At 38.9% G+C, this 19555-nt stretch carries 21 protein-coding genes and 1 pseudogene; all 22 read right to left on the bottom strand.

What is annotated here, in order from left to right; translation table 11 throughout:
* Window positions 1-9 precede the first annotated feature (9 nt).
* Window positions 10-1728, bottom strand: coding sequence for an arginine--tRNA ligase (argS, locus tag Ami3637_RS12230; protein ID WP_162362826.1), 1719 nt, complete (start codon window positions 1726-1728; stop codon window positions 10-12).
* Window positions 1729-1784: 56 nt separating this feature from the next.
* Window positions 1785-2174 carry a DUF523 domain-containing protein gene (locus Ami3637_RS12225; RefSeq protein ID WP_202931053.1) on the bottom strand — a complete coding sequence of 130 codons (390 nt, stop codon included), beginning with the start codon at window positions 2172-2174 and terminating at the stop codon, window positions 1785-1787.
* Window positions 2175-2208: 34 nt separating this feature from the next.
* Window positions 2209-2589: a Smr/MutS family protein gene (locus Ami3637_RS17585; protein WP_243158009.1), complete on the bottom strand. Its 381-nt coding sequence runs from the start codon at window positions 2587-2589 to the stop codon at window positions 2209-2211.
* Entirely contained in the window at window positions 2553-2786 is a 234-nt protein-coding gene (locus Ami3637_RS18680; RefSeq protein ID WP_330586938.1) for a MutS2/Smr-associated SH3 domain-containing protein, read from the bottom strand. The genes Ami3637_RS17585 and Ami3637_RS18680 overlap by 37 nt, the downstream gene beginning before the upstream one ends.
* A 327-nt stretch (window positions 2787-3113) precedes the next feature.
* Window positions 3114-3550 (bottom strand): annotated as a pseudogene (locus Ami3637_RS18675) (MutS-related protein); the annotation flags it as partial.
* 104 nt (window positions 3551-3654) lie between these two features.
* Window positions 3655-4326, bottom strand: coding sequence for a MutS2 family protein (locus Ami3637_RS17575; RefSeq protein WP_243158008.1), 672 nt, complete (start codon window positions 4324-4326; stop codon window positions 3655-3657).
* Window positions 4327-4328: 2 nt separating this feature from the next.
* Window positions 4329-4580, bottom strand: a complete 252-nt coding sequence (locus tag Ami3637_RS17570; RefSeq protein WP_243158007.1) for a hypothetical protein — start codon at window positions 4578-4580, stop codon at window positions 4329-4331.
* Window positions 4581-4586: 6 nt separating this feature from the next.
* Window positions 4587-5177, bottom strand: a complete 591-nt coding sequence (zapA, locus tag Ami3637_RS12215) for a cell division protein ZapA (RefSeq protein ID WP_162362825.1) — start codon at window positions 5175-5177, stop codon at window positions 4587-4589.
* Between the two features lie 26 nt (window positions 5178-5203).
* A complete protein-coding gene (gene pheT / locus Ami3637_RS12210) occupies window positions 5204-7633 on the bottom strand; it encodes a phenylalanine--tRNA ligase subunit beta (protein WP_162362824.1) in 2430 nt (809 codons plus the stop codon).
* 12 nt (window positions 7634-7645) lie between these two features.
* Window positions 7646-8668, bottom strand: coding sequence for a phenylalanine--tRNA ligase subunit alpha (pheS, locus tag Ami3637_RS12205; protein ID WP_162362823.1), 1023 nt, complete (start codon window positions 8666-8668; stop codon window positions 7646-7648).
* A 53-nt stretch (window positions 8669-8721) separates the two neighbouring features.
* Window positions 8722-9537, bottom strand: a complete 816-nt coding sequence (locus Ami3637_RS12200; protein ID WP_162362822.1) for a TrmH family RNA methyltransferase — start codon at window positions 9535-9537, stop codon at window positions 8722-8724.
* 84 nt (window positions 9538-9621) lie between these two features.
* A complete protein-coding gene (gene ftsZ, locus Ami3637_RS12195; RefSeq protein ID WP_162362821.1) occupies window positions 9622-10746 on the bottom strand; it encodes a cell division protein FtsZ in 1125 nt (374 codons plus the stop codon).
* An 86-nt stretch (window positions 10747-10832) separates the two neighbouring features.
* On the bottom strand, window positions 10833-11222 hold the full coding sequence (locus tag Ami3637_RS12190) for a small basic family protein (protein WP_162362820.1): 390 nt from the start codon (window positions 11220-11222) through the stop codon (window positions 10833-10835).
* Entirely contained in the window at window positions 11219-11959 is a 741-nt protein-coding gene (locus Ami3637_RS12185; protein ID WP_162362819.1) for a DUF881 domain-containing protein, read from the bottom strand. Before Ami3637_RS12185 ends, Ami3637_RS12190 begins: the two co-directional genes overlap by 4 nt.
* A gap of 13 nt (window positions 11960-11972) precedes the next feature.
* Entirely contained in the window at window positions 11973-12710 is a 738-nt protein-coding gene (locus Ami3637_RS12180) for a DUF881 domain-containing protein (protein WP_162362818.1), read from the bottom strand.
* Between the two features lie 10 nt (window positions 12711-12720).
* On the bottom strand, window positions 12721-13467 hold the full coding sequence (locus tag Ami3637_RS12175; RefSeq protein ID WP_162362817.1) for a cell division protein FtsQ/DivIB: 747 nt from the start codon (window positions 13465-13467) through the stop codon (window positions 12721-12723).
* Window positions 13460-14716, bottom strand: a complete 1257-nt coding sequence (gene murA / locus Ami3637_RS12170) for a UDP-N-acetylglucosamine 1-carboxyvinyltransferase (protein WP_162362816.1) — start codon at window positions 14714-14716, stop codon at window positions 13460-13462. The genes Ami3637_RS12175 and murA overlap by 8 nt, the downstream gene beginning before the upstream one ends.
* A gap of 69 nt (window positions 14717-14785) precedes the next feature.
* A complete protein-coding gene (gene murG / locus Ami3637_RS12165) occupies window positions 14786-15880 on the bottom strand; it encodes an undecaprenyldiphospho-muramoylpentapeptide beta-N-acetylglucosaminyltransferase (RefSeq protein WP_162362815.1) in 1095 nt (364 codons plus the stop codon).
* A 40-nt stretch (window positions 15881-15920) separates the two neighbouring features.
* On the bottom strand, window positions 15921-17039 hold the full coding sequence (gene ftsW, locus Ami3637_RS12160; protein WP_162362814.1) for a putative lipid II flippase FtsW: 1119 nt from the start codon (window positions 17037-17039) through the stop codon (window positions 15921-15923).
* A gap of 22 nt (window positions 17040-17061) precedes the next feature.
* Window positions 17062-18264 (bottom strand): UDP-N-acetylmuramoyl-L-alanine--D-glutamate ligase, encoded by a 1203-nt coding sequence (gene murD, locus Ami3637_RS12155; protein WP_202931052.1) that lies wholly within the window; start codon window positions 18262-18264, stop codon window positions 17062-17064.
* On the bottom strand, window positions 18261-18431 hold the full coding sequence (locus tag Ami3637_RS17115) for an NAD(P)-dependent oxidoreductase (RefSeq protein ID WP_202931051.1): 171 nt from the start codon (window positions 18429-18431) through the stop codon (window positions 18261-18263). Before Ami3637_RS17115 ends, murD begins: the two co-directional genes overlap by 4 nt.
* Before the next feature lie 10 nt (window positions 18432-18441).
* Window positions 18442-19398, bottom strand: a complete 957-nt coding sequence (mraY, locus tag Ami3637_RS12150) for a phospho-N-acetylmuramoyl-pentapeptide-transferase (protein WP_162362813.1) — start codon at window positions 19396-19398, stop codon at window positions 18442-18444.
* Between the last annotated feature and the right edge of the window lie 157 nt (window positions 19399-19555).

Genomic DNA, 19555 nt, shown 5'->3' with positions numbered 1-19555 from the left:
CCTAACCGTTTACATTTTTTCCGGTGCACGGATTCCCAACAGATATAATCCGTTCTTAAGAGTATTTTTAGCGGCCATTACAAGTGCCAGTTTTGCAAGTTTTTCAGCCTCATCATCCACTAAAATGTATTCATCGTGATAGAATCTGTTGAAGCTCTGTGCAATGTCAACAATATGTCTTGTAACAACAGATGGCTCATATTTATCTCCAGCTTCTGCAATAACCTGCGGGAATTCATAAATCAGCTTTGCAAGATCATAAGCGCTGTCTGAAAGAACATGTGACATATCCAGTGCCGGTACTTTCTTTGCTTTTTCCACTGACTCAGCGTCTGCTTTTCTTAAAACACTTGCTGCTCTTGCATGAGTATATTGTACATAAGGGCCAGTTTCTCCTTCAAAATTCAGGACCTTCTCCCAGGAGAAAACATAATCCTTAATTCGGTTATTGGATAATTCCTGGAACATTACAGCACCAATGCCTACCATTTTTGCTGTTTCATCAATATTATCTGTGGCAACATTTTTCTCTTTTATGATTTCCTTCGTCTGCTCTACAGCCTTGTTCAAAACGTCTTCAAGGAACACTACTCTCCCGTGCCTTGTAGACATGGTTCCTTCTTCAAGGCTTACCAGACCAAAAGGAATGTGTACGCAGTCCTTAGCCCACTCGCAGCCCATCAGTTCAACGATTTTAAACCACTGCTGGAAATGAAGGTTTTGCTGTGATGCAACAATATACAGATTCTTATAGAAGTTATAATGTTCTTTTCTGTAAACAGCCGCAGCAATATCTCTGGTAATATACAAAGTTGAACCATCTTTCTTTGTTATAAGGGCTGGTGACATGCCGTATTCTTCAAGATCAACAATCTGTGCACCTTCTGACTCCAGAAGTAATTTTTTTTCCTTCAGCCAGTCAACAATCCTGCCCATTTTGTCAGAGTAGAAACTTTCCCCTGCATAAGAATCAAAAGCGATTCCCAGCAAATCATAAACACGATGAAATTCTTTCAGACTCTCATCCCTGAACCACTGCCAAAGTTCAACTTCTTCTGGTGAGCCATTTTCAAGCTTTGTAAATACAGCTCTGGCCTCATCATCAAGAGTAGGATCCGTTTCAACTTCCACATGAAATTTAGTGTAATACTCCAGTAATGTTTTAATTGGAGACTTAATAACGTCTTCTTTGTTGCCCCATTTTCTGTAGGCAACAATCATTTTACCAAACTGAGTTCCATAGTCACCCAGATGGTTAATCCTAACCGTATCATAACCAAGAAAATCATATATTTTATAAATAGAGTTTCCGATAACCGTACTTCTGATATGTCCAATATGGAATGGTTTTGCAATATTAGGAGAAGAAAATTCTACGATAACCTTCTTATCTTTTCCTATAGTGCTTCTGCCATAATTATCCCCTTCAGCAACAGCTTCTTTAACAACTTCCTCCATGAATCCTTTTCTTGACAGAAACATATTCACATAGGCATTTACATTTTCCACTTTTGCAAAAGCTTCATTTCCCTCAAGTTTGCCAGCAACATCCTTGGCAATTAAAGGTGGTGCTTTTCTCAGTGTCTTTGCAAACTTAAAACAAGGAAATGCATAATCTCCCATTTTTGTGTCTGTTGGAACTTCTACCATTGACATTACTTCTTCAAGGGTAAGTCCTTCTACTGCTTCACAGATTATTTCTGCAATCTTTTTCTTATAATTTATCATTTTTTAATCCTCCAGATTTATTTCCAATTCGCTTATGACTTTTATACCTTTTTCTCTTAAAAAGCTGTAAGAAATCCATCCCCTTCCGTTAACTGACGTGAAAACGTACCATCATAAATCATTCCGCTTCCACAAGATGGACTATTGGCTTTTAAAATTGCCCCTTCTATTTCTTCGCCCAGCTCCTGGGCTCTCCGGCAACTATTTTCCCATACCATTTCACAGCCCCGCCGGAAAAATTCTGTAACATCTGATCCTTCACGATTAACCGCTCTGCCATCTCTTATTTCTACAGGTGGTCTTGGGGTTTCCAACCCACCTTCTACCTCTGGGCAGACCGGAATATAGTTATGTTTTCTGGAGAATGCCTTTACCCAGTCGATAAAGTTATTCCCGCCATTATATCTGCAATTCTGACCTAACAGACATCCGCTTATTATATACATATCTTTATCCCTCTTACAATTTATGAACGATATATCACTTAAGTGTTACTACGGTAACACCATCACCGCCTTCATTAAAAGCGCCTTTTCTAAAGGATTCTACATGCTTATGTTTTTTAAACATATCCTGCAGTCCGTTTCTGAGAATACCCTCTCCCCGTCCGTGTATAACAGTGACTTCTTTCAATCCTGCCATATATGCATCATCCAGATATTTGTCCACATCCATGAGTGCATCATCCAGATTTCTTCCCCGGACATTTACAGATAATGAAATATTCTGAGCCTTTGATTTATATAAGCTTCCATACTTCGTTCTGGCAGCAGGTGTTTTTTTAGCCTTCGTGCCATCATTAATCAACATTAGGTTTTTTACATTTACATTGGCTTTAAGCATCCCAATCTGAACGAACATATCCCTTTATCGTCAGGCAGTGAAAGGATCTCACCATTCTGTCCCAGAGTTAAGACTTTCACCCTGTCCCCGATTTTCAGCTGATCAATAGTAACGGGATTATAGTTTTCAGGTACCTGAATGGTTTCTCTATATCTGGAATCTGCTTCTTTAATTCTGCGCTTACTTTCTGAAAGTCTGGCATGTCTTTCTGCCATGGAATCCATTTTGTCTATATCTTTTAGTTGTTTCTGGGTTTCTTCCGCAACGTTTTTTGCATCTTTTAATATGTCTCTGGCTTCTTCTTTTGCCTTAGCAAGAATTTTTTCTTTTTGCTCTTCCAGCTTCTTTATCTTTTTATCCAGCTCTTGTTTTTGCCGTTTCATTTCAAGGTTTATAAATATGGCTTCGTCCCTTTCGGCTTCAGCCATTTTTTTGTCTTCTTCAATAGAACTTATAACATTTTCAAATTCAATATCGCCTTTATCCAGCAGGGTCCGTGCTTTATCTATGATTCTGCCCGGAAGTCCAAGTTTTTCTGATATTTCAAAAGCATTTGATTTCCCCGGGATACCGATAGTCAGTTTATACGTAGGGCTTAATGTTTCTACATTGAATTCCATGGAAGCATTCTGTACTCCATGGGTTTCAATAGCATACTTCTTAAGCTCTGTATAATGGGTAGTTGCAATAGTGTGAGCACCTTTCTGATATAAATCCTCCAGCACTGCAATGGCAAGAGCTGCTCCTTCTGTAGGATCGGTTCCTGCCCCAGTTCATCCACAAGTACCAGAGTGTTCCGGTCTGCACCTGAAACGATATCTACGATATTATTCATATGGGATGAAAATGTACTCAAACTCTGCTCTATGCTTTGTTCATCTCCTATATCTGCATAAATCTTTTCAAACACCGGCATTACCGTGCCTGAGCCTACAGGAATATGCAAACCACTTTGTGTCATCATAGCAAGCAATCCCACAGTTTTTAATGTTACCGTCTTTCCCCCTGTATTTGGGCCTGTGATAACCAGTGTATCATAGTCTTTGCCAAGAGACACGTTTATAGGGACAACTTTCTCTGCATCTAGTAAAGGATGTCTTCCCTTTTTATATCCAGAATGCCTTCTTCACTAATCTGGGCATCTGTTCCCCTGTATTTAACACTTAGTCTGCCTTTTGCAAAAATAAAGTCCAATTTTACCAATAATCCCTGATTGTTTAACAGTTCATGAAAATGCTCTGCAACATTACCAGATAGTTCCGCAAGAATTCGCTGAACTTCTTTTTTTTCTGCCAGTTCCAGTTCTCTGAGTTCATTATTTAAAGTAACAATTGGCTGTGGTTCAATAAACAAGGTTGCACCTGTTGCAGACTGATCGTGGACAATCCCTGGAAACCGATTCTTATGTTCCAGTTTAACGGGAATTACATATCTTCCCTGCCGCATGGTTACAATGGCATCCTGTAAAAGGGCCTTGTTGTCAGAAGAATTCAGTATATGATTCAGCTTGACTTTAACGGCTTCATTTTGTCTTGCAATACTTCTTCTTATCTGCCTCAGCTCTGGACTGGCATTGTCTGACATTTCATCTTCGGATATTATACATCGGTCAATATTTTCTTCCAGTCTTTTCTGGACAGAAAGGAGTTCTGCCATTTCATGAATAATCGGAAGTTTTGGCAAATCTGCCTTTAAAAAAGTAACTGCATTTCTGGCCACATGAAGATTGTAAAGCACTTCCAATAGTTGTTTCATGGTCAGGGTGCCCCCTTATGTGCCAGATAAAGACTGTTTTCAATATCATAAAAGCTGCCAAGAGGCAATGTTCCTTTATGCACAATAACGGAAACCGCTTCCGAGGTTTCCGCTAATCGTTCTTCAATTAAGCACACATCAACTAAAGGCCTGAGCTCTGAAATGATTTTCTGGGTCATTTCAGAAGCAGCCTCAGCTTTCAGTTTCTCAATTATTTTATTATATTCAAGTACTCTGTATGTTTTTTCATTCATTGGTTTTTATTCCATCTTCTTTTTATAGCGATCGAGTTCTCCCTTTAACTGAATATTTTCCATCTGAATGTCAAAGAAACTGCTCTCCAGATCCTTGTATTTTGCTTCAAGTTCATTAACCATGTCACTTGAAGATTCCATAAGCTGCACTTCAGTTTTAGCCGAATCTTCCTTTAGTTTTTTTATCTCAGCATCTTTTTCTTCAACTAATTTCTGCAGGTCTGCCAGCTGGTTATCAAAACTATCTTTTAATTCTGATCTCTGACTGTTTAGTTCCTTTATTTCCTCCTGCTGCTGAATGTGACTCTTCTTTGCTTCTTCCCAAAGCTGAACGTAATGCTCTGTATCCTTTTCAGCCTGAGCATTGGTCACCTCTAAATGCTGGAATCTTTCTAAGGCACTAAAATAATCATCGGCCATGTTTACTGCAGCAAGCACCGCTATGGAGGATAATGGACCTGAATTTAGTGCTTGGGAGATTTCCTTCATCTTAACGTCAACATAATCCGCAACCTTCATAATATGTTCTCTGGACTTACTGCCCATAATAGTATATTCCTGACCGAAAATCTTAACGGTTACTTTGTTATTATCCATTTTTATTTTCCCCCTTGCAACTAAAACTACATTTCTCTCAGTACAGCATCCAGTTCATTCTTTAAAGCTTCTAATACTTTATTGTGAACTTTTGCTACATCATCATCAGTTAAAGTCATTTCTTCAGAACGGTAAGTCAGATTAAATGCAGCACTTTTCTTTCCTTCTGCTACCTGCTTACCTCTGTATACATCAAACAGCTCAACTTTTTCTAAGATTTTTCCGCCGTTGGCCTTTATTATTGCTCTGATTTTTCCAACCGGAACAGCCTCACCTACAAGAAGCGCAATATCTCTTGACGTAGAAGGATATTTTGGCAATGGCTTATAGATTACTTCCCTGTCAGCCTTACTTAAGACATTATCAAAGAATAATTCACAAACATAGCAGCGGGTTGCAATTCCATATTTCTCAGTAACTTCTGGATGAACTTCTCCCATAATTCCAAGCTCCATATCATCCATTAGTATTCTTGCACATCTGCCTGGGTGGTATACACCATACTCGCTTTCGCTCTCAAAAGTTATATCTCTTATTCCTAATACATTTAAGAGTTCCTCCACCATGCCCTTCAATGTGAAGAAAGATTCTTCTTTTCCATATATACCAATACACATGGAATCAGATTCTTCCGGCAGCTGGTTAGGGTCTGCTAAATTAGCCATAAATGTATTACCTAATTCAAACGCTCTTACTGCGTCTATATTTCTTCTAAAATTGGTACCTAGAACTTCCATCATATTTGGGGTAAGAATTGTACGCATTACAGAAGTTTCCTCACCTAAAGGATTTAGTAGTCTTACAAAGCTTCTTTCCCATGAATCCTCATCGATTCTTACATTGTCCACGCTCTTAGGGCTGCAGAAAGAATAAGTCTGAATTTCGTTGGCTCCAAGGGAGCACATAGTATCCCTTGCCAGATCTTTGAGGGTTCTTTTCCAGGATTTGCATGCCTCTGTATCGCCTTTTGGCAATGTTACCGGAAGTTTGTCATATCCATAAATTCTGGCAATCTCTTCAACGTAATCTTCTTCTATTTCAAGATCCTGGCGGATAGTTGGCGGTGTAACGGTAATAATATTGCCTTGGCCGGCCACTTTCATTTCCAGTCTCTCAAGCATCTCTGCCATAGCATCTCTGCTCAATTCAATACCCAGTACCTTATTGATCCGATCCACTCTGACGTCTAAAGTTCTGGCCTTTTCAACGGAAGGGTAAACATCCACACTTCCCGAGCAAACTGTTCCTGCACCTAATATTTCTATCAGTCGGCATACTCTGTCTGCAGCAGCCTCACAGAGATTGGGATCTATTCCTTTCTCAAATCGTGAAGATGCTTCTGTACGAAGCCCAAGTTTTTTTGAAGTTGCTCGTATGCTATCCCCGCAAAAGTTTGCAGATTCTATGAGAATTGTAGTAGTATCTGGTTCAATCTCCGAATTCATTCCACCCATAACTCCGGCTATAGCTACTGCTTTTTTCCCATCTCTGATTAAAAGCATGTCTTTTGTGAGCTTTCTTTCCGTTCCGTCAAGAGTGGTAAACATTTCACCTTCTTCTGCTGTATCTACAACAATTCTGTCCTCTTCCACTCTTCTGATATCAAAAGCATGTAAAGGTTGTCCGTATTCAAGCATAACAAAGTTTGTAATATCTACAATATTGTTAATTGGTCTCATCCCTGAAGCTATCAGTCTTTTCTGAAGCCACCAAGGAGACTGCTCTATTTTTACATCTGTTACAATTCTTGCTGCATATCGTTTGCAAAGTTCTGGTTTTTTTATTTCAACCTTAATATAATCTTTGGCATTTCCTTTTTCATTTACGCAGATTGTATCCGGATAGCGAAGTTCTTCCCTGAAAGTAGCAGCGGTTTCTCTGGCCATTCCTATCATGGAAAGGCAATCAGGACGATTCGGTGTTATTTCAAAATCCACTACGGCCATCTTAAGTCCTAATGCTTCTGTGATTTCCTGTCCTACCGTATATCCTTCTCCAAGTATCCAGATACCTTCTTTATGTGCTACCGGAATGACTTTATCTTCAAAACCAAGTTCTCCTGCAGAACAGAGCATTCCGAAAGATTCAACCCCTCGAAGCTTCCCCTTCTTAATCTTTACTCCGCCTTCCTGCTTAGGTTGTCCGTGAAGGGGTCCTGGTATAGTACTGCCATGAAGGGCTACCGGAACAAAAGCTCCTTCAAAGACATTGGAGGCCCCAGTAACAATTTGTACTGGCTCTTCCTGACCTGCATCAATCTGGCATACCACCAGCTTATCTGCGTCCGGATGCCTTTCAATCTTTAAAATCTTTCCTACAACTACTTTATCAATATTTTCTCCAAAATATTCAACAGTCTCAAGATTTGAGCCTGACATAATCATTTTATCGCAGAACTCGTCTACGCTTACATTCACATCTGTATAATCTTTTAGCCATTCTACTGGAACTAACATTTATGGCACCTCCTATTTGAACTGGTTGATGAATCGCATATCATTTTCATAGAAATTTCTGATATCATCAACTCCATATTTAAGCATTGCAATTCTCTCTACACCCATACCAAAAGCAAAGCCTGTGTACTTTTCGGTATCAATCTTTCCTACCTTAAGCACATTTGGATGCACCATACCACAGCCCAGGATTTCAATCCAGCCGCTTCCCTTGCATACATTACAACCTTTTCCACCACATTTAAAGCATGAAACGTCCATTTCCGCACTCGGCTCAGTAAACGGGAAATGATGTGGCCTGAATTTAGTTTTAGAATCAGAGCCAAAAAGTTGTTTTGCAAAGCTGTCTAAAGTACCTTTTAGGTCCGCCATGGTTATTCCTTCATCTACTACAAGTCCCTCAACCTGGTGGAACATTGGTGAATGTGTTGCATCAGGAGTATCACACCTGAAACATCTTCCCGGTGAAATAATCTTAATAGGCGGTTTCTGCTTCATAAGAGTTCTGGCCTGTACCGGTGATGTTTGTGTTCTAAGTAATATATCTTCTGAAATATAGAAAGTATCAGAAAAATCCCTTGAAGGATGATTTGGACCTGCGTTTAAAGCATCAAAGTTGTTGAATACCGTTTCAACCTCAGGGCCCTCAGCAATGGAAAATCCCATGGACATAAACACTCTTGAAATCTCTTCTATGGTTATAGTAAGAGGATGTTTAACCCCCAGATTATACTTCACACCAGGTTCCGTTACATCAATTGTTTCCAGTCTGAACTTCTCCTGTCTTGCTGCTTCTTTAACCATAGCAAATTTTTCTTCCAGTAAAGCTTCTATTTCTGCTCTCACACTGTTTGCTGCTGCTCCAAGCGATTTTCTTTCTTCTGGAGCAAGTTTTCCCATGGATTTAAGAATGTCAGTCAATTCACCCTTCTTACCAAGAACTTTAACTCTGATTTCTTCTGTTTCAACTTGTGAGGAAGCTTTTTTTATCTGTTCTCTGGCTTCCTGCAAAATCCTACTTAACTGAGTCTGCATTTTATAATCCTCTCTATATCTTGATTTTAATAATATCTATATATATATATCAATCAGTGTCTCATAGCTTCATACATTAGTATTGCTGCTGCCACCGATGCATTTAGCGATTCAATGGATCCTGACATAGGAATCTTTATTACGGTATCTGCGTGTAGCTTAAACTCTTCACATATACCATTTCCCTCATTGCCTATAACCAATCCTATGTTTGTCCTTAAGTCTGTCTCATAGTAATATTTATCTGTTTCAAATCCTGTACTCACTACCCGTTTATGGTGTTTTTTTAACAGGTCAATAGCCTGCTCCGGGGAATCTACAAACAACATGGGCATTCTGAAAAGGGAACCCGTACAGGCTCTCACTACTTTAGCTGAAAATACATCTACGGTGCCTTTTAGTATCATAATCCCATCATATCCTGCAGCATCAGCTGTTCTGATAATTGTTCCCACATTGCCTGGATCCTGTAGCCTGTCAAGCACTACAACATTGCCATTTCCCTGTTTTTTACCACAAAAAAAATCTTTCTCATCATAAAAAGCTTTCTGAACGATTCCCAGAATCCCCTGGGAATTTTCTGTTTGTGTTATCCTTGCGAATAAGTTTTCTTCAAAAACCAGTACTTTTTCATTTCCCGATTTACCAGCAATAGCTGCATACCTTTCACAAAGTGCTACAATTTCTGACTTTTGTTTGTCTTCTTCCGCTAATATAAGAAAATCAGGTATCCGGTTATTTTTTAAGGCCTCCTCTATGAGATTGGGGCCTTCAATAATATATCTTCCCAGCTTTTCTCTATGTTTTCTGTTTTCCAGCTGTAAACACATTTTAAATATTTTATTGTCTGGGGAAGTAATTTTTATCATAAACCACCGCAAGCATTAAACTTTTTTCTTGTTCCTTTAATGAAAGAAAAAGCCGGTTATCGTACCGGCTTTCTGTTAATTATTCTAAAAACCATTTCTTTCTCTATTCAAAAAAGACGGTATTACAAAGTCAGAATTGCCTCCTGACAACAAGTCATCATCCTTATTATCAGTCACAGCAGTATCTTCTGCCGGATTATCCTGCTCCGCAGTCTGAGTGGCAGGTTTAAATATACCAGCTGCTGCTTCACTAGGCCGTTGTTCAAAGCCTGTTGCAATAACTGTAACCAGTATTTCATCCTGAAGGTCTTCCTTAATAGAGGCACCAAAGATAACAATAGCATCTTCCCCTGCAGCATCTTCAATCTGAGCTGCTGCCTGACTGACTTCAAGCATACCCATATCATAGCCTCCCATGATATTAAGGATAATAGCCTTCGCTCCATCAATGGAAGTTTCAAGAAGCGGACTTTCAATGGCATTTTTAACTGCTTCTTCAACCCGGTTATCACCAGATGCTCTGCCCACACCCATATGTGCAATTCCTCTGTCACTCATAACAGTCTTCACGTCCGCAAAATCCAGATTAATCAGACCTGCTTCAGCAATTAAGTCTGAAATACCCTGAACACCCTGTTTTAAAACTTCATCAGCCATACTGAATGCTTGAAGCATAGAAGTATTTTTCTCTGCCACCTGAAGTAATCTGTCATTAGGTACTACTACAAGAGAGTCCACATATTTTTTTAACAGGCTTATACCTAACTCAGCATGCTGTCTTCTTCTTTTTCCTTCAAAAGTAAAAGGTTTTGTAACAACCCCTACTGTAAGTATGTCCATGTCTTTTGCTATTTTAGCAATAACCGGTGCAGCACCAGTACCTGTCCCTCCGCCCATACCAGCTGTAATGAATACCATGTCAGAACCCTGGATAAACTTTGAAATATCTTCAATATTTTCTTCTGCGGCTTTTTGACCTATTTCCGGATTAGCTCCTGCTCCCAGTCCTTTGGTAAGCTTTTCACCAATCTGAATTTTTGTTTCTGCCAAGCTTCCGGCTAACGCCTGCTTGTCCGTATTAACAGCCATATAAGTAACGCCCTTCAGGCCTTTTTCAATCATTCGATTTACAGCATTGCAGCCACCGCCGCCAACACCTATAACCTTTATCTGGGCAGCATTTTGTTCATTTACCTCAAACTGCAGCATTATCAAGTAACCTCCTGTCACTATAGCACAAAATTAAAATACATATTAATGCTTAATTATATCATAAATAATGTATGTTTGCACTACTATTCCTCAATATTTTGTTTATTTTTTAACTCGTTTTTTCGATTTTTTCTTTCAAAGTACCTCTCAATAGCAAGCCTTCTTAAAACTGCAAGATTATTAAACAGTCTTCCCCCAAAAACAAGGATGGCAGCGTAATAAAGTGGTACCCCCAATTTGTCTCCCACATAGGTTAAAAGCATTGCCAGCAAAGCGTTTGTGACAAAACCTGATATGAAAATTAAATTATTATATTTTTCTTCCATCATGGAACGGGCTGCCCCCACGATTGAATCCATTGCAGCCAAAAGTCCCATAGTAATATAAAAAGAATAATTGGCAGGATACGAAATATCAAGTCCAAATCCCAATGCCAGGCCAAGTGCCAGGCCTATCACAACTGCAAAAATCAATTTGTTCCCTCCTTTTGAAGCTTGTTCATATATTTATATACGTAATTCTTGGAAACAGCATCTATCGTAATATCATCCTTTAACCTGACTTCAAACTGCACCCCCCAGTTTTTCAGAGATGTGCCATATCCATCGGGATCCACAAGTGCTGCAGCCATTCTTTTACCATCTCCAATGGCTTTAATTTTAAAAGGTCTGGCATAAACTTCGCCATTAATCCGGACCGTGTAACCGGAACAGGATATTGCGGTATTGGCCGTAATTCTCTGGCCGTTAACTGAAACTGCTTCTGCACCACAGCGGTTAAGTTCGTTTACAATCATAATAATGTCTGAATCATGCACCAGTAAGTTATTAATATCTTCCCCATCATAAAGTTCACGGGTCCCATCATCAATCACTACTTCCACACCGGCACCTCTGACTGCCTCTTTACCACTGGAAACTTTATATTTTTCCAAATCTGCTGTAAGGCTCTGCTGGAACTCTTTATCTGACTGTCCGTCAGAATGGTCAGCCTTTTCATAATTCTGAAGCTTAGCTTTGGCGTCTTCAATCATGTTCTGATACTTTTTTATTTCTTCTTTTTCGCTGTTAATGGTAGTACTATAGTCCTTAATTGTTTTAGGAGACACATATAACCGGTCTCCGTCACTGATTTTCATTTGGCAGGCAAGTCCAAGTCCTATGATTGTGCACACGACAAATGTAATCAAAATCATTCTCTTATTCATCATACACCTCTGACTGTTACTCAGATTTTTCTTCAGCAACAGGCTTCGCATATTTGAAATTTATGGTTCCCGTGTATCTAGGTATTACGATGTTCTGCTTTTTTTCTGTAGTTACAATCAAATTGTATTTCATTTTCATGGTATCAATAATTCCACTTCTTATATTGATTGCATCATTAAGAGTGTCAGGATTTCCAATAGCTTTCACATAATATGGCGGAGCCGTAGGTGTCCCATTGATATTAACGTTACTACCAGCCTTACTCACTTCTGAAGTTCCAACAATTCTTTGTTCATTGATAGATATGCCCTCTGCACCAGCTTCTTTTAATTTATTCACCAGACTTAGCAGCAGCTCGTAGTTATACATAATTGTACTAAAGTCCTTTTCATACTCATCTGTTACTACGGGATCTTTAATAGTGACCAGAACTCCAGGCCCCTGTACATCCAGAACACCGGAAGACATTTTATATTTCTCCAGATCTGAAACAAGTCCGTTTATAAATCCGTCCTCTTTGGCCTTATCCCCTTCTATGGAATTCAGCCTTGCTTCTAAATCCATCAGTTGCTGCACAACAATCTCTTTTTCGTCTTTGACATTCTTTAGCTCTGCTTCATAGCCCCTAACTTTTGCTAAAGGAACAAGACCGCCCTGATCACTGCCAGCAGTCATCCTTAACTGAATTGATAAAACCAGCCCTATAAACAAAGCTAACAATCCCAAAACAATTAATCCACTGTACTTCTTCATATTTACTCTCCTACTCAACATTTGGATCAAAAGAACAATAATTATCAGTTCCCACTTTTATAATTCCTCTTTTTATGCCTTTACTATACATTTCATAAAGTGCAGTTTCAAGATTTCCATTTTTGATGTTCTGTGATAAATTCTCAGGAGTACCCTCACAAATGAGCTCATCATAAATGTGTGCTTTGATTATTACATTCGAAATATCTATTTTTTTAAAGAACAAGTCCGAACTTTCCATAGATTTCAGCATCCTCAGTGTATCTGCCAATATGGAATTTTCTTCTACCTCAAGAGGTTTCCCCTCCTTTGCTTTTTTAACTGTAAGTCCCTGTATAACAGTAATCTTAGGTTCCGCACTTGCTTTTCTAAGTACCATCCCATCCGAATCAATTATAATATACGCCCCATTATAAATAACTGCAGCCTTTTCGGTTCTTTCTGTCACTTCCACCACTACAGTTGCTGGGAGTTTTCTTTTTATGATAACGTTTGCAAAATAAGGGTCCTTCAGCAGCTTGTCCTTGATTTCATTCTTCTTTAGTTTAAAAATATTTTCTCCGATTTTTATCCCAGATTTGTCCTTTACCTGCTCAACAGTATAGTAATTATTGTTTTTTATCTTTACTGAATCAATATCAAACAATTCTGAGGTAATCAAAAAATACAAACCAACTCCTATAGCTATTATTACTAATAACCTTAGGAGATAGTTCTTTTTCTTTCGTTTTTTCTTCTTTCTAAGTTTATCAGTCATTCGTTTTCCTAATATCTGCACCCAGACTTTTTAGTGTCTGGGAAAAATCTGCATATCCTCTCTCTATGTGTTCTACACCTTCTATAATAGTCTCGCCCTGAGCCATAAGCCCTGCGATTGCCAGTGAAGCCCCTCCTCTTAAATCCGTTGCTGCTACTCTGCAGCCCTGCAACGTTCCTACACCAGTTACAAAAGCACGATTGTTTTCAACCTGTATATCTGCCCCCATCTTCCTCAGTTCATTGGTAAAAGCAAAGCGGTTTTCAAAAATGGTTTCTTCAACATAACTCTTACCTTCAGCCAAAGTTAACATCGTTAAAAATGGTGACTGTAAATCAGTAGGAAACTCTGGGTAAGGTCCCGTAATAATACGGTCTAAAGCATTTAGCTTGCTACACGCTTTAAGATATATTTTATCTCTTTTTACCCCTACTTCGCAACCTGTTTCTATAAGCTTTTCCAAAATACTTTTCAGATGCTGGCTTTTAACGTTATTTATTGTAATTTCTCCCCCAGTAGCTGCTGCTGCAACCAGATAGGTTCCACATTCTATTCTGTCTGGTATAATTCGGTGATTTCCTCCATGTAAGGAGGAACAGCCGTTAATATGTATGGTTTTTGTTCCTGCGCCATTAATATCAGCACCACAGGAATTTAAAAAATCCTGCAGGTCACATATTTCAGGTTCCATGGCACAATTATTCAATTCTGTATGGCCCTCAGCGGTTACTGCTGCCATGATTGCATTTTCAGTGGCCCCTACGCTGGGAAAGGACAAATCAATTACTGCACCTCTAAGTTTATTTGCTTTGCAGGTAATCACATCATCCTCTTCTGTTATTTCGACCCCTAACTTTCTTAATGCGTATAAATGCAAATCGATTGGCCTGCTGCCTATATTACAGCCCCCGGGCTGACTGATTACTGCGCTCCCGCACCTGCCAAGCAACGCACCCAACAAAAAAACGGATGACCTCATTTCTCGCATCCGCTTCAAGGAAATGGTGTCAGCCACCAGCTCCCTTGAATCCACGGTTATAGTCTCGTCGCCTGTGTCTATCTTACATCCCAATTCATTTAATATTTTTTTCATGCTACAAACATCAGTTATTTGCGGAATATTGGAAAGTTGACATTCAGCCCCACTCAATATGGTGGCCGCCAAAATCGGCAGTGCTGCATTTTTAGCTCCTTTTACACTGTATTCACCACTAATCTTGTTGCCGCCCCGTATATGATATGATTCCAAAACAGATACACCTCCACTATTATTAATATATAATATGAAAAGGTGTCAGTTTTGTTACAATTTAGTTTCTTATATTCCTAGATGATCATAAATAATTTTAGTTGCATCACTGGGTGCAGTCTTCAGACTAGCCAGTTCCATATCCTTTAGTTTTTCTGGATTTGATTTGAAATTTGAAATAACCTTCAGAAGAGATTCTGCAGTTAAATCTTTTTCCTCAATAATTACTGCTCCGCCCTTATCTGCCACAGCCTTGGCATTGTGAAACTGATGATTCCCTGTAACGTTTGGTGAAGGAATTAAAACAGAGGCTTTCCCACATACGGTTATTTCAGAAACAGTCAATGCACCAGACCTGCTTATAACCAGATCTGCAGCACTTAAATAATCCTGCATGTTATTTATATATTTTTTTATGTGTATATTGCCCCCACTTGTCAGGCCCTTGTCATTCATGGTTTTTGTTATATTGTCATAATATGCATTACCTGTTACAAAGTATAATGAAATATCTTTGACTCCACTTAAACTTTCTGCTACTTCCAGCATGACATCGTTTATCTTCCCAGCGCCCTGACTTCCTCCAAAGCACAAAATAACAAAGTTATTTTCACTTTCACCTATAAAACTTCTAGAATTCATTTTATCTGCATTAAAGAATGCCTGTCTCACAGGGTTTCCAGACAATACGAGTTTATCCTTATTTTTGAAATACTTTTCTGCGTCTGTAAAACTGATAAATACATGGTCAACGTATTTTTCAAGCATTTTATTGGTCATTCCCGGAAAAGCATTCTGTTCATGTATAAATGTTTTTATTCCCAGTTTATGAGCTGCTCTTACCACTGGTCCGCATACATAGCCTCCAGTGCCTATTACTATATCTGGATTAAAATCCTTAATAATTTTTTTTGCTTCTTTGTTACCCTTTAGAAGATCTTTTACAACCTTTACATTTTTCAGCATATTTCTTCTGTTAAATCCACTGACTGTTATAAATTTAATCGGATACCCATTCTGTGGTACTAAATCCTTTTCCAGTCCTCTTTTTGTGCCCACAAAAAGTATTTCTGCTTCAGGATTCTTTTCTCTGATCTTTTCTGCTATGGCTATAGCCGGGTAAATATGACCTCCGGTTCCTCCGCCTGTCATAATAACTTTCATAACTTACTACCTCTCTTCAAATGACATATTATCAGTTTTCTTATTCTACTGCAGCCGTATGCCGTGATATGTTCAGCAATACTCCTATTGAAGCCATGAAAATCATTAATGCATTTCCTCCATAGCTGACAAAGGGAAGGGTAACACCTGTAGGTGGCATCGAAGAAGTAACAACAGCAATGTTTAATATGACCTGGACCCCAATCATTATAGATATTCCTGCTGCAAGCAGCGTTCCAAATAAATCTGCTGCATTAATGGCTATATGGATTCCTCTCCACACGAGAATGATATAGGCAACAATCAAAATAAGGCATCCGATATATCCCAGTTCTTCCCCTATTATTGCAAAAATAAAATCATTCTGTGGTTCCGGTAAATACAGGTTTTTCTGTATACTTTTACCCAGGCCCAATCCAAACAGGCCTCCGGATCCCAGTGCCAATAAGGATTGGACAACTTGATATCCAGTATTTAACGGATCTGCAAAAGGGTCCATAAAACTTGTAAGACGTTTCATCCAGTGACTTTCAGGATTAGTAATAATCAATGCGCATATGCCAAAAGCACCTACTCCTATCAGTCCACCCAGATAAACATAGTTAAGACCTGCTGCAAACATTATGCCTATGATGATGATGCAGACAGTAATTGCCGTAGACAAATTAGGCTGTAGAATGATTAGGCCCCCATAAATTCCGCATAGCACAAACAATGGTGCAACTCCCTTTGTCAGTGATTTTATTATTTTAGGATTTTTACTTAAAAACCACGAAGTAAATACGATAGCTGCCGGTTTTGCCAGCTCTCCGGGCATGATGGTTATACCTCCGACTCCAAGCCACCTTTTTGCATAGTTTAATTCTATCCCCAGTGGAGTGAAAAGCAGTAATAAAAGTATAATACTTATAATCATTACAGGCTTTGCAATTTTAGCGTAGAACCTGTAATCAACAGATGCGGTAATCAGCATGGCACCAAGCCCAAGCATAGCCCATACAGTATCCTTAACCAGATAGGAATAAGGATTGCCGCTTGTATTTATTGAAGTATAATAACTGGCACTAAACACCATGATTATTCCAAAAATCACAAGTGCCAGAGTAATCAGTACCAGAACAAAGTCTCCAGATTTCATTCTTCTTTTTATTTTTGCCATTTACATTTCCAACCTCAGTAAATTATTTTTCCAGACCATGAACACAATTTTTAAAATGTTCACCCCTCTGTTCAAAGCAAGTATACATATCCCAGCTTGCACATGCAGGAGACAGCAATACGGTATCTCCAGGTACTGCAAGTTTAAATGCTGACCCTACACATTCCTCCATATTTTTGGCCATGGTTATGCTGGTAAATCCTACAGCTTCAGCCTGCTCCTTAATTATGGGAGCAGTTTTTCCCAGTAGCACCATATGCTTTACTCTTCCATGGAAGGCCTTTATAAATTCTGTAAAATCAGAGCCTTTATCATATCCTCCAGCAATTAAGATAATATTGTTTTTCATAGCATCAATGGCCTTCATGGATGCATCAGGATTGGTTCCTTTGGAGTCGTTTACAAATTTTACCCCATCTACCTGTCCGCAGTATTCAAGTCTGTGCTCTACTCCCTGAAAATTCCTTAGAGTCTCTGTAATAACAGCCGGGTCAATTCCTGCAAAATAAGAAATTGCTGCTGCTGCAAGGGCATTCTCCAGATTATGAGTCCCCGGAATTTGCAGTTCATCTGCCCTGCACAGGGTTATCAGATCTCCAGCATCATTAATAATTACTATATGTCCGTCTGCAATAAACGCCCCATATGAAAGCTTTTGTTTCACACTGAAAGGAACTACTCTGGCTCTTTTACACTCCTTGCTCAAAGCAAAGCTGGCAGGATCATCATAATTAGCAATATAATATCCCTCTTCATCCTGGTTTTGGAAAACCTTAGCTTTTGCTGCTGCATAATTTTCCATAGTGTGATGCCTGTTTAAATGGTCTGGCGTCAGATTTAGAATAGCAGAAATCTTAGGTTTAAAATATTTAATCGTCTCCAGCTGAAAACTGCTTGTTTCAGTTATAAGCCATGAATCTAATTCTGCACTGATAGCCATTGATATAACCGCAACACCAATATTACCCACTACATAAGTCTTTCTCTTTGAGTTTTTAAAGATCTCTCCGACCAGTGTGGTGGTGGTAGTTTTTCCATTTGTTCCAGTAATGGCTACATAATTTCCATTTCCTACTCTGTAAGCTATTTCTAATTCACCTATTACTTCAACACCTTTTTCCACAGCTTTTCTTACAAAACCCAGTTCCGTTGGAACTCCTGGACTTAACACCATCATATCAATTTCATCAATGCATGATGGCTCCTCACCAAAATAACATTTCACATCTCGGCTGAGTAAAAATTAACTAACTGAGGCTCCATATCTGAAACAGATTTTGAATCCTGGACATAAACTTTTGCCCCAAGACGCAGAAGAGCCTGCGTGGCTGCAACTCCTGATTTTCCCATTCCTACAATTAAAACTTTTTTATTTTCTATATCATTTTTCATTATTTCACCTCTACAGAATTAATAATCCAATTACACAACAAATCAGTGTAAATGCCCAGAATAATGCCACAACTTGTGTTTCCTTCAAACCACATAGCTCAAAATGATGGTGCAGTGGTGCCATTTTAAAAACTCTTTTTCCTGTAGTTTTAAAACTTACTACCTGTATCATCACAGAAAGCGCCTCAATAACAAATAATAATCCTGCAATGGGAAGCATCAATTCCATATTCATAATGATTGCTGCTGCGGCTAATCCGCCTCCTAAAGCCAGAGACCCTGTATCTCCCATAAAAACCTTGGCCGGATTTTTGTTAAACATCAAAAATCCCATGCATCCACCCGCTAAAGCCGAATTAAAGATTCCTCCGGCATTCATGCCAAAATCTACAGCAATAATAGCAAAGAACAAAGCTACCAGAGTAGTGACCCCTGATGCCAGGCCATCCAGTCCATCCGTAAGATTTACACTGTTTACCATTGCCACCACTACAAAAGCCACAAAAGGTATATACCAGATTCCAAAGTTCCAATGCTGGTCTATAAATGGTATATATACTGAAGTTCCATAAACAGAAACACTGGATTGATATGCAGCTACTGCAGCTGAAATTATAATCTGAAGTACCAGCTTCTGCCATGCTCTTAACCCCAGATTTTGTTTTTTGGCTACTTTCAAATAATCATCTAAAAAACCTAATAATCCAAAGAGAATAAATGCTGCCAGAATTACTCCCATATCTTTGGATATTCCTCCAGAGGTCAGACAGGTTATAGTAGTTGCAGCTATTATTGCAAGTCCGCCCATAGAAGGAGTCCCCGCTTTAACTTTATGAGATTTAGGACCTTCTTCTCTGATGTTCTGCCCTGCCTTTAAATTCTGTAAAATGGGTATTTCTACATAGGTAAGTACTAAACTTATGAAAAATGCCACTATAATTAAAATTCCAATTTGTAAATAACTCATAACCACTCCTAAAACTATTCCATAATTTTCTTAACTACCTGATCCATAGCCATCCCCCTGGAACCCTTAACCAGGATAATATCCCCCAGTTGTATCATAGTTCTTATTTCACTCATTAATTCTTCTTTGTCATTATAATATAAGACTTTTTCTTCTC

Source organism: Aminipila terrae (assembly GCF_010120715.1).
In the GTDB taxonomy this organism is placed as follows: Bacteria; Bacillota; Clostridia; order Peptostreptococcales; family Anaerovoracaceae; genus Aminipila; species Aminipila terrae.
The sequence above is the reverse complement of the archived record's forward strand: the minus strand, read 5'-3'. Positions and strand labels throughout refer to the sequence as shown.

Bases quoted from the DNA above. Each gene is read 5' to 3' on its own strand.
- argS (WP_162362826.1), bottom strand. From the start codon at position 1,728: ATGATAAATTATAAGAAAAAGATTGCAGAAATAATCTGTGAAGCAGTA.
- Ami3637_RS12225 (WP_202931053.1), bottom strand. From the start codon at position 2,174: ATGTATATAATAAGCGGATGTCTGTTAGGTCAGAATTGCAGATATAAT.
- Ami3637_RS17585 (WP_243158009.1), bottom strand. From the start codon at position 2,589: ATGTTCGTTCAGATTGGGATGCTTAAAGCCAATGTAAATGTAAAAAAC.
- Ami3637_RS18680 (WP_330586938.1), bottom strand. From the start codon at position 2,786: ATGGCAGAAAGACATGCCAGACTTTCAGAAAGTAAGCGCAGAATTAAA.
- Ami3637_RS17575 (WP_243158008.1), bottom strand. From the start codon at position 4,326: ATGAAACAACTATTGGAAGTGCTTTACAATCTTCATGTGGCCAGAAAT.
- Ami3637_RS17570 (WP_243158007.1), bottom strand. From the start codon at position 4,580: ATGAATGAAAAAACATACAGAGTACTTGAATATAATAAAATAATTGAG.
- zapA (WP_162362825.1), bottom strand. From the start codon at position 5,177: ATGGATAATAACAAAGTAACCGTTAAGATTTTCGGTCAGGAATATACT.
- pheT (WP_162362824.1), bottom strand. From the start codon at position 7,633: ATGTTAGTTCCAGTAGAATGGCTAAAAGATTATACAGATGTGAATGTA.
- pheS (WP_162362823.1), bottom strand. From the start codon at position 8,668: ATGCAGACTCAGTTAAGTAGGATTTTGCAGGAAGCCAGAGAACAGATA.
- Ami3637_RS12200 (WP_162362822.1), bottom strand. From the start codon at position 9,537: ATGATAAAAATTACTTCCCCAGACAATAAAATATTTAAAATGTGTTTA.
- ftsZ (WP_162362821.1), bottom strand. From the start codon at position 10,746: ATGCTGCAGTTTGAGGTAAATGAACAAAATGCTGCCCAGATAAAGGTT.
- Ami3637_RS12185 (WP_162362819.1), bottom strand. From the start codon at position 11,959: ATGATGAATAAGAGAATGATTTTGATTACATTTGTCGTGTGCACAATC.
- Ami3637_RS12180 (WP_162362818.1), bottom strand. From the start codon at position 12,710: ATGAAGAAGTACAGTGGATTAATTGTTTTGGGATTGTTAGCTTTGTTT.
- Ami3637_RS12175 (WP_162362817.1), bottom strand. From the start codon at position 13,467: ATGACTGATAAACTTAGAAAGAAGAAAAAACGAAAGAAAAAGAACTAT.
- murG (WP_162362815.1), bottom strand. From the start codon at position 15,880: ATGAAAGTTATTATGACAGGCGGAGGAACCGGAGGTCATATTTACCCG.
- ftsW (WP_162362814.1), bottom strand. From the start codon at position 17,039: ATGGCAAAAATAAAAAGAAGAATGAAATCTGGAGACTTTGTTCTGGTA.
- Ami3637_RS17115 (WP_202931051.1), bottom strand. From the start codon at position 18,431: ATGAAAAATGATATAGAAAATAAAAAAGTTTTAATTGTAGGAATGGGA.
- mraY (WP_162362813.1), bottom strand. From the start codon at position 19,398: ATGAGTTATTTACAAATTGGAATTTTAATTATAGTGGCATTTTTCATA.